The sequence below is a fragment of the Nostoc sp. CHAB 5836 genome (assembly GCF_020829445.1).
Lineage (GTDB): Bacteria > Cyanobacteriota > Cyanobacteriia > Cyanobacteriales > Nostocaceae > Nostoc.
Window position 1 is genome coordinate 1 of the sequence record NZ_JAIVFV010000178.1, and the last position, 13,514, is coordinate 13,514.

Annotated in this window: 15 protein-coding genes; 8 read left to right on the forward strand and 7 right to left on the reverse strand. The window is 37.9% G+C overall.

Annotated features, from left to right (window positions below; translation table 11 throughout):
* Positions 1-166: 166 nt before the first annotated feature.
* The gene (locus tag LC605_RS26080) at positions 167-388 is read left to right on the forward strand and encodes an addiction module protein (RefSeq protein ID WP_229550400.1); all 222 of its coding nucleotides are present in this window, start codon (positions 167-169) and stop codon (positions 386-388) included.
* An 86-nt stretch (positions 389-474) separates the two neighbouring features.
* On the opposite strand, the gene LC605_RS26085 is transcribed toward LC605_RS26080, so the two are convergent.
* From LC605_RS26085 to LC605_RS26095, 3 genes are all read right to left on the reverse strand, one after another.
* A complete protein-coding gene (locus LC605_RS26085; protein WP_229550401.1) occupies positions 475-1,032 on the reverse strand; it encodes a hypothetical protein in 558 nt (185 codons plus the stop codon).
* Positions 1,029-2,546, reverse strand: a complete 1,518-nt coding sequence (locus tag LC605_RS26090) for an LlaJI family restriction endonuclease (protein WP_229550402.1) — start codon at positions 2,544-2,546, stop codon at positions 1,029-1,031. The genes LC605_RS26085 and LC605_RS26090 overlap by 4 nt, the downstream gene beginning before the upstream one ends.
* 103 nt (positions 2,547-2,649) lie before the next feature.
* Positions 2,650-3,726 (reverse strand): restriction endonuclease, encoded by a 1,077-nt coding sequence (locus LC605_RS26095; RefSeq protein ID WP_229550403.1) that lies wholly within the window; start codon positions 3,724-3,726, stop codon positions 2,650-2,652.
* Between the two features lie 254 nt (positions 3,727-3,980).
* Between LC605_RS26095 and LC605_RS26100 the strand changes: the two genes are divergently transcribed.
* Positions 3,981-4,151 (forward strand): hypothetical protein, encoded by a 171-nt coding sequence (locus tag LC605_RS26100; protein ID WP_229550404.1) that lies wholly within the window; start codon positions 3,981-3,983, stop codon positions 4,149-4,151.
* Positions 4,152-4,181: 30 nt separating this feature from the next.
* The gene (locus LC605_RS26105) at positions 4,182-4,658 is read left to right on the forward strand and encodes a PD-(D/E)XK nuclease superfamily protein (RefSeq protein ID WP_229550405.1); all 477 of its coding nucleotides are present in this window, start codon (positions 4,182-4,184) and stop codon (positions 4,656-4,658) included.
* On the opposite strand, the gene LC605_RS26110 is transcribed toward LC605_RS26105, so the two are convergent.
* A complete protein-coding gene (locus tag LC605_RS26110; protein WP_229550406.1) occupies positions 4,630-5,487 on the reverse strand; it encodes a DNA adenine methylase in 858 nt (285 codons plus the stop codon). The genes LC605_RS26105 and LC605_RS26110 overlap by 29 nt on opposite strands.
* Before the next feature lie 163 nt (positions 5,488-5,650).
* Between LC605_RS26110 and LC605_RS26115 the strand changes: the two genes are divergently transcribed.
* The 3 genes from LC605_RS26115 to LC605_RS26125 all read left to right on the forward strand — a co-directional run bounded on the left by LC605_RS26115 (position 5,651) and on the right by LC605_RS26125 (position 7,773).
* Positions 5,651-5,857 (forward strand): DUF751 family protein, encoded by a 207-nt coding sequence (locus LC605_RS26115; RefSeq protein WP_229550407.1) that lies wholly within the window; start codon positions 5,651-5,653, stop codon positions 5,855-5,857.
* A gap of 129 nt (positions 5,858-5,986) precedes the next feature.
* Positions 5,987-6,406, forward strand: a complete 420-nt coding sequence (gene rbfA / locus LC605_RS26120; protein ID WP_229550408.1) for a 30S ribosome-binding factor RbfA — start codon at positions 5,987-5,989, stop codon at positions 6,404-6,406.
* Positions 6,407-7,536: 1,130 nt separating this feature from the next.
* A complete protein-coding gene (locus LC605_RS26125) occupies positions 7,537-7,773 on the forward strand; it encodes a DUF4327 family protein (protein ID WP_062297131.1) in 237 nt (78 codons plus the stop codon).
* Between the two features lie 521 nt (positions 7,774-8,294).
* Here the strand turns inward: LC605_RS26125 and LC605_RS26130 are convergent.
* The 3 genes from LC605_RS26130 to LC605_RS26140 all read right to left on the reverse strand — a co-directional run bounded on the left by LC605_RS26130 (position 8,295) and on the right by LC605_RS26140 (position 10,237).
* On the reverse strand, positions 8,295-8,648 hold the full coding sequence (locus LC605_RS26130; RefSeq protein ID WP_229550409.1) for a hypothetical protein: 354 nt from the start codon (positions 8,646-8,648) through the stop codon (positions 8,295-8,297).
* A gap of 488 nt (positions 8,649-9,136) precedes the next feature.
* Entirely contained in the window at positions 9,137-9,667 is a 531-nt protein-coding gene (locus LC605_RS26135) for a GNAT family N-acetyltransferase (RefSeq protein ID WP_229550410.1), read from the reverse strand.
* An 18-nt stretch (positions 9,668-9,685) separates the two neighbouring features.
* Complete coding sequence (locus LC605_RS26140) at positions 9,686-10,237, reverse strand: GNAT family N-acetyltransferase (RefSeq protein WP_229550411.1); 552 nt, start codon at positions 10,235-10,237, stop codon at positions 9,686-9,688.
* Between the two features lie 75 nt (positions 10,238-10,312).
* On the opposite strand from LC605_RS26140, the gene LC605_RS26145 reads away from it, so the two are divergent.
* Both LC605_RS26145 and LC605_RS26150 read left to right on the forward strand, forming a co-directional pair.
* Complete coding sequence (locus tag LC605_RS26145; protein WP_229550412.1) at positions 10,313-12,193, forward strand: ABC transporter ATP-binding protein; 1,881 nt, start codon at positions 10,313-10,315, stop codon at positions 12,191-12,193.
* 772 nt (positions 12,194-12,965) lie between these two features.
* Complete coding sequence (locus tag LC605_RS26150; RefSeq protein WP_229550413.1) at positions 12,966-13,211, forward strand: hypothetical protein; 246 nt, start codon at positions 12,966-12,968, stop codon at positions 13,209-13,211.
* Positions 13,212-13,514: the final 303 nt, after the last annotated feature.

A 13,514-nucleotide genomic window follows, 5' to 3' on the forward strand; every position in this document is an offset into this window, starting at 1 on the left:
AACTAGCATGGTCTATCCGCAATGGTCATACTGAAGCACAAACAGGTTGAAGTCAAGGCGAAATCACTAAAATTTATCCAAGCTCAATTCCAGTTATTATAAATGTTGTTATAGATATGGCAGTTTCGGGGTGTAATAATGAAGGTGAATAAAATCAGAGAAAACCATGAACTCAGTATTTCCCGAACTCTCTAGTCTTTCGAGAGCGGAAAAACTCCAACTGGTAGAAGATTTATGGGATGAGATCGCCGCTACACCAGCAGCACTCCCAGTTTTAGATTGGCAGAAACAAGAGCTAGCTCGTCGCAAAGCCCAATATCTACAAAATCCAGCCACTGGCAACAGTTGGGAAGAGGTAAAAGCCAGAATCTCTCAACGACATGGCTAGAAAATTAACTATCTTTACAGCCGCAGAATTAGACATTATCGAAGTTTATGACTGTATACCAGTTCCAATAATTTTAGATTTTAATTTTAAGATTTTGGTAATTCTTTAATAACATCTAAAATTTCTTGAAGTGTAAATTGAAGGTAGTAAAAAATAGGAGTTCCATTAATATCAATAGTGCCGTATTGACGATAAGGTGGATATCGGTTGTATGAGCGATATTGCAAATATGGACGACCTGGGCGACGATCAAAGTAACCTATTTTTTCCTCTAATCCTGCTTTAAATGCATTTGCTACTCGAATTGGAACGCATTCTTCATCGAAAGTAATACCCCATTTGATTTTTGGTTTTAACTTTCCATCTTCACCCCGATCTCCTAAATCATAAAAAATATTTTCATAAAAATAACTGATATCTATTGCCATGAAATCAGATTTTGCAATAGTTTTATGATAAGGGATCTGAGTTGCTGGAACATTAATTTTTAAAATAGTTTTAAAGAAATTCTCTACTTCTTCTAAAATATATTTTTCTACTGCATCTTTTTGCACTTGTTTTGTAAAATGAATAAAAGGAATGTAATCACTGTCAAAACATAAGCTTTCAGAGCGAATTCCAATAATACCTATTTCATCATTCATAACTTTTCATTTAAATATATTTCTTGAATAAACATGAAGTTAGCTTTAAAAACTTTAATTCCTTTAATATTTAAATCAGATTCGACTTCTCCTAAACTACCAAAATTTTTATAATAGTAAGGAATAAAAAATATATTTATTGAAACCTTATGTGTTTGCTGTAATGCCAACTCATAAGTAAGTTGTTTTATGATATCATTTCTATATTTATTATCAGCTTTATCTAATGGTAATTTAAAGTTTTTATAGTAAAAATCAATTGGAACATCTTTATAGTCTACAATACGTAACTCAATTTCATTCTCCGAGTCATTTTTTAAAACTAAATCAGGACAAGGAAAGCGACGTAGTACTTCCTTTGTGCTTCTATCTCTTTTATAGACATCATTATATTTAGAATTAGGATTAGAATAGACTAAAGTTCCAGGACGAGGATTAAATTCGATACAAAGTAGTTGATTCCATCCAAAGAAACTACCTTCTTTTTGTGGGTAAGAAATATTTGACAATGTTCTATAAATCCATTTATTACCATATTTATTCTCTTTTTGCCTATCAACCTGCCTAGGATAGTTACCAACTCGCTTTTGCTCCTCACCTTCCCTTGCGGGATTTTGATAATCCTTAATAGGGATATCCGTATCTGCAAAGCAGATAGAATAATTTTCTTTAAAGAAATAGGTGTTACACATATCCTCCCAAATAAGAGAGAAGCTTTGTATCCCCCAGTATTCACCATCGTTAAGTTCGGGATTGATTTCACCATATAGAAATGTTTCAATAGCTTCATAAAGTTGCCAATAATCTGTGTCTTTGTAATAAGTATTTTTATCTATATTATCTAAAGCTTCTTTAAGAATATTGCTAGTTTCTATAAAAGTATCTTTGTCAAAAATAGACTGGTTACTATTCAAGTAGTCATCTTGGAAATGTTGGGAAAGAAAACGAATATCTTGAATACGAACTTGAATGTTCTCAGGTACATCCCCATCTAACTGTTGTACAATCTCATCAAGAATATAACAATATAAATTAACTAAGTCAGTACTCTCATAACGCACAGTCGGACGCGGCAGATCCATTGCCTCAATGTAAATTACATCTTTTTCAAGGTAGATAGCGCGCTCTAAGTATTTATGAATTTGTGAATAATCAATATCTTCACTTCGTCTGATTTTCTTTTGGATCGAGTTTATAGCAAGGTCATCATATGCTTCTAAGACTCGCTCAATCATCCTCAATTTACTATAAAGCATACAAGGTTCGCCTTCTTGAGTCTGCATACTGATACCACCAGCAGACAGAGTAGTTTGGTCTTGTTCTCGTTGATATTTAGGTTCGTTTATCTTAAATCGTTTAGTAAGCGTATTGTCACACTCAAATTTACGGAAAGTGCGATACATTTTAAAAAATAAATCCTTTACTTCGTTAAAATCACCATCTGGGAAATTGTCAAAACCATTTGGCAGACAAAACTCAAAACTATTCCCAGATGCACATTTGCGGATACCCACAAAATTATCTTTGTAATCTCTGACTTTAACCAGCTTCAGTTCGGAGAAATTAAGCATTTTTTAAATCAAAAGTATTTTGTTTATAAATTTTAATTATTCACCCTTATTCATCTATTTTAGATTTCATAATTTCTTTAACAAAAATATTATGCATTCTAGTAAAATCACCAAATGTAACAAGTTCTTTTTCTTCTATTACACCCAAAATTTTTCTGAGTGGCTTTTTATCACGATTAAAGACACTATCCCATAGAAAGAACATCAGTTTATTTCGTATCTGTTCAGCCTTTACAGGACGCTCTTTGATGAAATAATTACCAACCTGCTTGTCTTCTATACCACGAACAAAGGCGTGTTGACTTTTAATGAAAGTGTTGAGCTTTCTGACAAAAGTTTTCCATTCCTCTTCATCCAAAGTTCCATTTCCAGCTTTGCCATATATCCCTTCAGGTAATATAGTATTTTCATCCCAATCAACAAATTCCCAATCCCAACGTCGTTTAAAGGCACTATCCATGAAATAAATTGAGTTATCAGAGGTATTCATAGTACCAATAATAGATAGATTTGGAGGCAATAAAATAGTCTGGTTCACCAAATCAAAATTTAAAAAACTAATTTTTTTCTGTAATGTTTCGAGTTTAGTAACTCCTTCATGAGGAGGTAACTTGTATTCACATATATCTCCTTTCTCGTCATAATTAAATTTCGTTCCTATTAATGATAAAAGATTATTAAATTCAATTTCTGTGAGACTGATTCCATAACTAGACCAGCCATTTTCTTTTCTGTCCAGTAATTGAAATATAGTTCCAAAGATAGCGGATGAGTTACCTCTATTAATCTCATCTATAATTAAGGCAACATTCTCTGGCTCAGATATCTTATTTCCATCTTTATCGTGAGCTTTGTAAATTCTTATGTAAGCTTTAGCTAATGCTTTTAAAAAATGTCCTGTATAGTACTTATACTCTACCTTTCCTGCTTTTGTTAGAGGAACCAGTTTTCCCAAAAAATCCCCATAAGTATATTCTGGATGAAAAACTGTTCTTATAATATTATCTTGATTGGTTATTCTCAAATTTTGAGGAACAATTATCTCATGAACTCTATGGCTTTTACCGGTTCCTGGACTACCAAATAAAATTTTCTGAATTGGACTATTGATAGGTTCTGACATTGGATGGTTAGTTCGTTATAAATTGAGTGAGATTGTAATCATTTATATGATTCCCCAAAATTCATACCAAATAACAAACTTGATGAAAGAAAATAAAAGTAATACTACCTGTACATAAATAGGCTGGTATACTTTTATTCTCACCTATGCTGATTTTTCACCGATTGAAAATCGTAAGTACGTTAGTGCGAAAAAAGTCAAGTATGTTACGAAACGTAAATAAGCTTAAAACCTTTACTAATACCAAATGACCAATGACAAATGACAGCCTTAGCCAGTTAACTTTAATTGCGCCAACGTACTTAGGTCGAAAGTCAAAGAGTTTTTGCGATCGCAAGTTATTGGGTAGTTCACCCACTGCTGTTACTATATTGCACCCAATTGAGAATCGCTATATTTGTGACTGCTTCTGTGAAATCGTATAATAAGCAATAATTTTGGCAGAGGGATTGAGGATGGCTCTGACTCAAGGCGGACGAGCAAATAAGTCTGGGAATATTTTAGAAGCAAATGTAGAAGCAATCTTGAATGGGCATAATTATTTCCAAGTAGGGAATTATGTCCTGAAAGAATTTATACTCAATGCTACTTTATTACCAAAACGTTATGGAAAAGAAGTTTATATAGGAACTGGAATTTATCATACCCATCTGAAGGTTGATTTTTATGTTGTTGGCTCACCTGCAATGCCATCTGGTCTAATTTTCGAGTGCAAATGGCAAGAAAGCCCCGGTTCAGTTGATGAAAAGTTTCCTTACTTGAACATGAACATCCAGAACTATTACCCTGCACCTACTATCGTGATTTTAGGTGGTGAAGGTATGCGAGAAGGCGCAAGCAGATGGCTGAAAGCTAGAGTTAATGATAACCAGAATTTATTAGCAGTTTATAGTTTAGACAGATTCATTGCTTGGGCAAATAAAAATCTTTAAAAGATGTAATTAATAGTTCGGAAATCATGCCTCTGTTTTTTATGTTTGAGTTAATTGACCGTGCTGCTTTGATTTTGTAGGTTTCAAAATTAATATCATTATAAATTTTTTTAATAAATTCGCTATCAGAATTACATACCATAACTCTCACACCACGACTTGCCAACTCTGCACAAGTATCTCTTAAAAGTTCTTGGTCTTTTTTACTAAAACAATTTTGACTATAAGCAGTGAAATAGCTAGTGTCATTGAGCGGATGGTAGGGTGGGTCAAAAAATACAAAGTCATCAGCGCTAGTCGCACAATTTAGGACTTCTGTAAAATCTGCTTGTCGAATTTCTGCATGAGCAAGTGCTTCTGAGGCTGCTTTTAGTAAAACTTCAGAACAAATATTGGGATTGTCATATCTGCCTAGAGGCACATTGAATTTACCCTGAGAGTTGACCCGATAAAGACCATTAAAACAAGTCTTATTAAGATAAATTAGACGAGCAGCCTTTTCTATATCAGTACCACCACAGTTGTTTCTGACACTGTAGTAATAATCTTTACTATGTCTATTTTTATGCTTTTTCAATAGAGAAATTAATTCCTCAACATGATCTCTAACACAACAATAAGTGTTGATTAATTCGGCATTAATATCAGTTAAAATAGCTGTACTTGGTTGGAGATAGAAAAAAACAGCACCACCACCTAAAAATGGCTCATAGTAATTTTTATAACTCTTGGGTAAATAAGGAATATATTGCTGTATTAACCTACTTTTACCCCCTGCCCACTTCAAAAATGGACGCGGGCTAGTTTCCTTGGGGATTTGAATTACCATTTACTTGTGCTTTAACTGAAATAATCGCGACTAAATAAAGCCAATATAACCGACGAGCAATATTTTATATTAGCTGCTAATTTTCCAGCCCCGTATATTACAATTGATTAGATAAAGCATATCAAAACAAGCGTAAGTATATAACAAGGCAGTTTACATTCAAATGTTTGACGGATTTTGGGATAACGTCTTTCGCTACCCCCGGTACTTAATTACTATCGTCTTAGGACTGTTTCTGAACACCTTTGCGCCCTTAGTGCCACTGCTGAAGCGCCCAGTCACCTTGATCGCCATCTTGGGTTTATTTGTGAGCAGCCTAGTCTTCCTTACTTTTACCCTACGGGCAATGCTGGGCTTGAGTCCAATTTAGACTAGCGTTATATCGGTATCGGGGTTGTGCCCCACAGACAGTTGCTCTTAGCGTTGCTCCCGCTAAGTACTGTCTACCCAACTTGCATCTATTTTTGTCGTACAACCTCTGTGATGAGGCGAAATTTTTATGGCTACAAATCGTCGGGTTTCCCGCGTTGCTGAACTGATCAAACGGGAAGTTAGCCAAATGTTGCTCAACGGCATTAAGGATGACCGTGTGGGTACTGGAATGGTCAGTGTGACTGATGTTGATGTTTCTGGCGATCTCCAACACGCCAAAATCTACGTCAGCATCTATGGAACAGATGAAGCTAAGGTAGAAACAATGGCCGGTTTAAAGTCGGCCACAGGTTACGTCCGCAGCGAACTTGGGGCGCGGGTACGGCTACGTCGGACACCAGAGGTAATATTTCTCGAAGATCGCTCTATAGAACGTGGTAATAAAGTATTGGCACTACTAAACCAACTTAACCATGAGCGTCCGCCAGAAAATCTGGTGGTAGTAGAAGAGATTACAAATCAAAATGATCAGGAATTCTCCGAATAAGTAACTAAAACAACAATGTAACTTCAGAACAATTAATCTCAGCAAATCCGCCAAACACTTTACAGACGTGACTAGATCGCGTCTGTTTTAATGTAAACATAACCTAAGTAGAGCGGCGTAAATATAGCGCTTCTCACGCTTAGTGCAATACAGACCTAACCCCCAGCCCCTTCCCTACTAGCGTTGGGGAATAAGATTCAAAGCCTCTCTCCTTTTAGGAGAGAGGTTTGGAGAGAGGTCAAAGTGTATTGTATCCAAACGAGAACCGCTATAATTAAAGGTTTGTAGAGAGGACTAAAGTCCTCATTTGAGGGCTGAAGCCCTCACTACAAACTAATATCAAGATTTTTTACATTACTTAACTTAGTTTGATTTATTCTCACCCACTTACTTAATTGAGCGATCGCTAGTTGTATGTATACGCTTTCTGTTTATCGTAAATCCAAGAGTTTAAATAAGAGTCTGAAACTTTCTTCTCTACGAAAGGCTGCGTGAACAATTTGGAATTTTGAATTGTTAAGTGTGTCCTAATTACGAATTAGTCTTACTTCACCGTTGTACAGATGTTGATCAAAAGAAAACTGTATTACATTAGTGCTGAAAATAACTAACATATTACGGGCTTACTTAAAACATTGTTAACATACGCTAGGGTAAAATCCTTCGTAGTATACTTTAGCCGTTATGTTTTGCAACTGTTTATACCCTAGTAACTGACAAATATTCTTGTGTTGTTTATCCTTAGATAAATACCAGCAGTTCTAGATCTGGTTTTAAGGTGATTATTTGATATGTAAGCGATGGCAATATAAATTCTTCTCGATGGCAAATCTTGCCTAAAGACAGCAATAAGAGGAGTTTCAGACTTTTGGAATCAAAGTCGTACAGCTACCCCAGCAGGCTAAGTTAACTACTCGGAATATTTTTTGTAAAGCGGATTCTCGATAAATGTCAGAATTCGTTGACTTTCTTAACATTTCTTGAGATAATTTCAGGATGTATAGCGTCAAAATAGAAATAGTTCCGTATAGCAAACTACAAAATCCTGTCCACAAGTCTAATTTCTGTAATGTTTGTTCCTAATTATTAGCGGGAACACTATCGTAAATGTTAATTTGTGAGTAAAAACCATGAGTGTGAATACGGTGCCTTCTATCAATTATTACTCTCTAGACGTGATTCAAGACGAGGCACGCCGACTAGTGCAAAAGGGAATGGTTAGCCGGCAACAGCCAATATATACCCTCTGCCAATACATTCCAGCGAGAGAGTGGGTTTGCGTTGAATGTGAATTAGAGAAATGTGACTTTTTGTTACGCGATCGCATTGGCGACCTAATTGGTCGTGAACAGTGGGACAACGACTAATGAATGTTTGATTTCGGATTTCGGATGGGAGTTTATTTTCGATGTATGGATGTCACCATCAACAATTCGACGACCAATCTGGGGGATAATCTCTGGTTTTTGACGACCATTGCCCTATAGAGAATCTTGCGTTTTTCATTAATACAGAAGCAGTGGAGTCTGAATTTATACAAATTTAAACTTAAGGAAGGCATCAGAACCATTTGTTCTGTATATGTGGTGCTACAGCTTGAGTCTATTATGTAGATTCTGTAAGGTTCCTAAATTGATTTGATCGAAGTGTAGGTAATACGGTTTGGTTAACAATACCTTAGCCAATTTTTGAAAACGCCCTCAGAATGCAGGTTTTGGGCTATGGGTTGAAACCTGAATTTAAAAGCCTGAAACCGTTGCTGTCTATGGATTTTAGCTTTTTTGTCTAGCTCTGATCCTCTAATTTTGGCGAAGGTATTGGTTAAAGTTTTAATTTGTTCCTAGAACCTTAGCTAACTCATCAGCAACTTTATCGGCAGTGTCAACTATTATGCTACTTGCTCCAAATACTGATTAATGTCATCAATAATACGCGTAAGTTCAGCTTCAGTAGTCAAGCGGATGTTGAGGTTGCGGACAGTCAGCAAAACTTTGGCTGCGAAAGGTGTTGGCCAGATATTAGGATTACAGAAAATTTCTAAAAATACTTCACCCGTATGACGATATTCCAGGGGGGGCTGGGGAGTAACTTTACCGCCGCCAGGAGTGGATTTAGCGGCCACAGCTTTCAGGCGTTCCATCAGTTGATCCGTCGCTATCTTTAATTCTCGTGCTGCTTGAGTTGAAAAACTGAAGGAGACAGAACCTTCAGTTAAGTTCAATGTTAAGAGAGTTGAAGACATATCTTTTTTATTAAAACTTCTTGATAAGTAAGCTAATGAGCATTTAAGTTGGATAATACCAGGGATAGAGCCGCTAACTACAAGCGAATCAGTCTGGAAAAATGAATGACGATTAGCTTACTCATATTACCGGAAGAAGGGTTCTCAATCCCACTCTGATAGTTTCCCGCGTCTTATTCAAAAACCACTAATGCCACTAGGGGGATCTTGTGACATAGCGATCGCGACTTCTGTTCGAGGTGTAATTAACCAAACTAGAAATTAGCCCATTACACAACACCTTGAAAGGGCTAGTCCTAAGTACAGATGCAGCGTAAAATCGTGGCCAATTGAGAGTTGAAATTTAAACGCATAGGCGCAACTCTTGGAGACGCACTCGCGTTCGCCTTCCCGCAGGGTAGGAACGCAAAGGGAAGCGCATAGGCGCTTCGCCTTCCCGCAGGGTAGGAACGCAAAGAGAATTCGCTACGAATTTATGAAATATTGTACTAAGATTTCAAAATGTAAAGAGAATCATCCGGCTGCCATTCCGTGTGTGAGATAGCGTAGTACACTACATCATGTCCATAATAGCTAGCATTCTTTTCATACTTCATCCCTACCTTTTGAATCACCCGCACTGAAGCAATGTTTTCTGGATGTGCGATCGCGACTATCCGATCTAGTTTCACTTCCCCAAATCCAAACTTTAAAGTTGCAAGAGATGCTTCAGTCCCCATTCCCATGTTCCAGTAGGACTTGTCAAACACATAGCCAAGCTCAACTTCTTTTGTATTTTCCAGAAACCCAAGTCCACAACGGCCAATCATTTTACCAGTTTCTTTGTGTATTACTGCCCACATCCCAAAGTTGTGTTGTTGCCACTGTTGGATATGTTTGTTTAAACTTGCCTGGGTTTGTTCCCTTGTTTTTGGCGACAGATACCTCATGATTTCTGCATCGCTGTAGAGGCGAAATAGATAATCAAAGTCATTTAGATTGAAGTGTCTTAGTTGCAGCCGGGCAGTTTCTATCTCCATAATTACCCCAAGTCAGAATTAAATTTGCAAAATGTAAAGAGAATCATCCGATCGCCATTCGGAACGAGCCAGAGCATAATACACTACATCTAAGTTGTAAAATTGAGCATTTTTCTCGTATTTCAATCCGCATTTTTCCATCACACGACGCGAAGCTGTATGTTCTGGTGCAGTGATGGCGACGATACAATCTAGCTTGACTTCCTCAAAGCCATACCTCAAACTTGCCTTTGCGGCCTCGGTGGCAATTCCTTGATGGCAATAAACTTCGTCTAACCGATAAAGAACTTCAACTTCCGGGCTATTGGGTAAAAAATTTAGCCCACAATGACCAATTAATTTGGTGGTGGCTTTTTCCACTACAGCCCACACACCAAAACCGTGCTGCTGCCAGTGTGTAATAAAAAATTGTAATATTCCCTGCGTTACTTCTTTGACTTGATCTTTAGGTATAGGCCCTCTGGGTGAATACCTCATAACTGCTGGGTTGCTCAAGATGGGAGCAAGTTCATCCAAGTCTTGAGGAGTATAGGGTCTTAGTAGGAGTCTTGCAGTTTCTATCTTAGACATGGTATCAGGGTAAGAAGACAAATGCTACTTTAAACAAGCGTATTTTTTTATAAACATCAATATAATGCTCTTACTATGAGCATCTACCAATCTCTCAAAAAACCTTATACGCAAGACCGTCGCCGTGAAAATGACTGGCGGTTGTTTTTGCGTCTAGTGCCTTATGCCCGTCGTAGCGGAAGACTATTGGCGCTGTCGATGTGCTTACTAGTACCGATCGCACTAGCTAATGCCGTACAACCGTTGCTGATTGGCCAAGTTATCTCCCTGATTCGCAATGAACCAAGCACTTACGAATTTCTTAGGAATCGCCCCTTGTCGCAAGGGATAAATATCCTGGAGGGATTATTGGTAATTGCGATCGCAATCCGATTGATTTTGACAGGCTACCAGGGTTACGTAGTACAAAAACTAGGGCAACAAATCACCGCAGCAATTCGCCAAGACTTATTCCAGCACGTGACATCTCTAGCAGTACGCTTTTTTGACCGTACGCCCGTAGGTAAATTAATTACCAGAATCACCAGCGATGTGGAAGTTTTAGGCGATGTATTTTCTACCGGGGCAATTGGCATTGTGTCCAATTTGTTTTCCATGCTGGTAATTTTGAGTATAATGTTTTCCATCCAATGGCAACTAACTTGCTTGCTGCTATTGATGTTGTTACCAGTTACCTGGTTAATAGTTTACATTCAGCAACAGTACCGCAAAGCCAATTACAAGGGACGGGACGAACTTTCTATATTGAACTCACAGCTACAAGAAAATGTCCTTGGCATTAACGTAGTGCAGTTGTTCCGCAGAGAAAAATTTAATGCTCAATTGTTTCGCGCCACCAACAGTCGCTACACTCAGCAAATGGATCAAACTATCTTTTATGATTCATTTATTTCAGCAACCTTGGAATGGATTGGTCTGATTGCGATCGCAGCTGTTTTGTGCGTGGGTGGTTGGTTACTGTTGGAAAAAAACTTGACTTTTGGAATATTAGCTGCATTTATCTTGTATGCCCAGCAATTATTTGACCCTTTAAGGGATTTTGCGGAAAAATTTACGGTAATTCAAGCTGGTTTTACTGCCATAGAACGCGTAGGCGATATATTAGATGAACCGATAGAAATCCGCGATCGGGGTAATGTCCGTTTCTCAATATTTGATGCCAAATTCGGATACATAGACGAGATCGTTGCCAATCTAGAATCCCCAGACCTGACTTCCCCACCAGAACTGGGGGAAATTCGCTTTGATCACGTCTGGTTTGCTTATAAAAACGATGATTACGTAATTAAAGACTTAGATTTCACCATTCATCCGGGTGAAAAAGTGGCATTAGTTGGCCCTACAGGTGCGGGTAAAACTTCGATCATCCGTCTTTTGTGCCGCCTCTACGAACCCACCCAAGGACGCATTCTCATAGATGGCGTAGATATTCGGGAAGTACCACAGGCAGAACTGCGCCGCTACATGGCAGTAATTTTACAAGAAGGCTTTTTGTTTGCTGGCGATGTTAAAAGCAACATTTCTTTAGGAGATGGCTATACTGTTGAACAGATTCGACAAGCAGCAGAGCAAACTAACATTGCTCAGTTTATAGAAGAACTACCCCAAGGCTATGATACTCAACTTCGAGAACGGGGCACAAATATTTCTAGTGGTCAAAAGCAACTTTTAGCCTTTGCGCGGGCTGCCATTCGCAATCCTCAAATTTTGGTACTAGATGAAGCTACCGCTAGTTTAGATGTTGGCACAGAAGCTTTAGTTCAAGAGGCATTAAACCAGCTATTGCTTAGACGTACCGCCATTCTGATCGCTCACCGCCTGTCTACAATTCGCAATGTAGACCGGATTTTTGTTCTGAAACGTGGCGAATTAATCGAACAGGGAACTCATGAGCAATTACTGCAAGCAGGGGGGCTTTATGCCACTTTACATAACTTACAGATGTTGGGAACTTAGAATATTTTCTAATCTCAAGCTGGAAAAGAGCGATCGTTAAGTAGGTCGGCGCAATTAAAGATAACTGGAGATGGCTGTCATTTGTCCTTAGTCACTAGTCCAATGGCACGAACAAAACCCTTTGGACTTTTCTTCGTGCCATTCGTTAGTCAGCGAATATTTAGCCCTTGGCAAAGGCAATTTGTGATGTCGTTAAGTTGTATAGTAGATTGGGCCAATACAAACCACGATGGGCTACACCCCACTCAAAGCGATCGCTCTTGCATATGTAAGTAAGTTGGCGCGAAAAAACCTAAATATGTTACGAAACGTAAATAGGCTTAAAACCCAATACAGTTCAGTTAAGCATTTCTTCCCTCTCTTTCTCTCTTCTCTCTGTGCCCTCTGCGCCTCTGTGGTTCGTAAAAAAAAGAGTTTCAGCCCTTTTGTGAACCGTATTGGCTTAAAACCCTTGTAAATGACGAAGGACAAATGACAAATGACAGCCTTAGCCAGTTAGCTTTAATTGTGCCGACCTACTTAGTAATTGAAGCAATTTTGAAATAATTTGTTTGATAATAATTTTTAAGAGTTATTGACATAATAGCGGCTACATGATATAGTTAGCAATGATTTTATAGTAATAAGAACATTAATCAAAGGCTTGTCATTGATACATCATGACTGTTTCTTAGTATTCTTTAGGATAAATCGACGTAACTTCTACACTCATTGAGATATATTGTATTTTGGTTGACGCTCGCCCGATAGTCGATTATATGTAGGAGGGGTTATGTTGCATTTAGTTCTGACTAACGTTGGCATTATAGTTTATCTAGCGATCGCTTACTGTCTATTTAGCGAATGGCTGTTTTTCTTTCTCAGCGATCAAGATATAAGTCGAGAACAGCGTTTTTTGTCTGGGATAGTTTTAGTTTTAATCACTATTTTCTGGCCGATGGTAGTGCCATTTGCTTATTTGGAATTATTGAAGTTTCATAGAAAACATAACAAAGAGATTGATTTATTGAGAAATTAAGCACGACGGGCTGCGCCTACTCTTAAGACCTCTTGCAAAAGTCCCTAACACCCCACCCCCAACCCCTCCCCGCTCTTCGGGAGGCAACGTGGTTTCATCCGAAAAAAGAAAAATACATAAGTTTTGATTTCTCGTTTTGTGTCCAGGTTTTTTCCCTCTCTTCAAACGAATTAAATTGTGACTTAAAGGAATTGTTTGCCGCAACGGCAAGCAATTCCTTTAATTAGACTCCAGCTTCTTGATACTTGAAACAGCAGACTGGTAGTTTAGGAGATAAAAACTGGAGTTTATATGCAATGCCGT

Excerpts from the sequence above, each read along its gene's own strand:
- LC605_RS26095 (WP_229550403.1), bottom strand. The coding sequence starts at position 3,726 with ATGTCAGAACCTATCAATAGTCCAATTCAGAAAATTTTATTTGGTAGT.
- LC605_RS26080 (WP_229550400.1), top strand. The coding sequence starts at position 167 with ATGAACTCAGTATTTCCCGAACTCTCTAGTCTTTCGAGAGCGGAAAAA.
- LC605_RS26115 (WP_229550407.1), top strand. The coding sequence starts at position 5,651 with ATGTTTGACGGATTTTGGGATAACGTCTTTCGCTACCCCCGGTACTTA.
- LC605_RS26135 (WP_229550410.1), bottom strand. The coding sequence starts at position 9,667 with ATGGAGATAGAAACTGCCCGGCTGCAACTAAGACACTTCAATCTAAAT.
- LC605_RS26105 (WP_229550405.1), top strand. The coding sequence starts at position 4,182 with ATGGCTCTGACTCAAGGCGGACGAGCAAATAAGTCTGGGAATATTTTA.
- LC605_RS26125 (WP_062297131.1), top strand. The coding sequence starts at position 7,537 with ATGAGTGTGAATACGGTGCCTTCTATCAATTATTACTCTCTAGACGTG.
- LC605_RS26150 (WP_229550413.1), top strand. The coding sequence starts at position 12,966 with ATGTTGCATTTAGTTCTGACTAACGTTGGCATTATAGTTTATCTAGCG.
- LC605_RS26110 (WP_229550406.1), bottom strand. The coding sequence starts at position 5,487 with ATGGTAATTCAAATCCCCAAGGAAACTAGCCCGCGTCCATTTTTGAAG.
- LC605_RS26130 (WP_229550409.1), bottom strand. The coding sequence starts at position 8,648 with ATGTCTTCAACTCTCTTAACATTGAACTTAACTGAAGGTTCTGTCTCC.
- LC605_RS26140 (WP_229550411.1), bottom strand. The coding sequence starts at position 10,237 with ATGTCTAAGATAGAAACTGCAAGACTCCTACTAAGACCCTATACTCCT.
- LC605_RS26085 (WP_229550401.1), bottom strand. The coding sequence starts at position 1,032 with ATGAATGATGAAATAGGTATTATTGGAATTCGCTCTGAAAGCTTATGT.
- LC605_RS26100 (WP_229550404.1), top strand. The coding sequence starts at position 3,981 with ATGACAAATGACAGCCTTAGCCAGTTAACTTTAATTGCGCCAACGTAC.
- rbfA (WP_229550408.1), top strand. The coding sequence starts at position 5,987 with ATGGCTACAAATCGTCGGGTTTCCCGCGTTGCTGAACTGATCAAACGG.
- LC605_RS26145 (WP_229550412.1), top strand. The coding sequence starts at position 10,313 with ATGAGCATCTACCAATCTCTCAAAAAACCTTATACGCAAGACCGTCGC.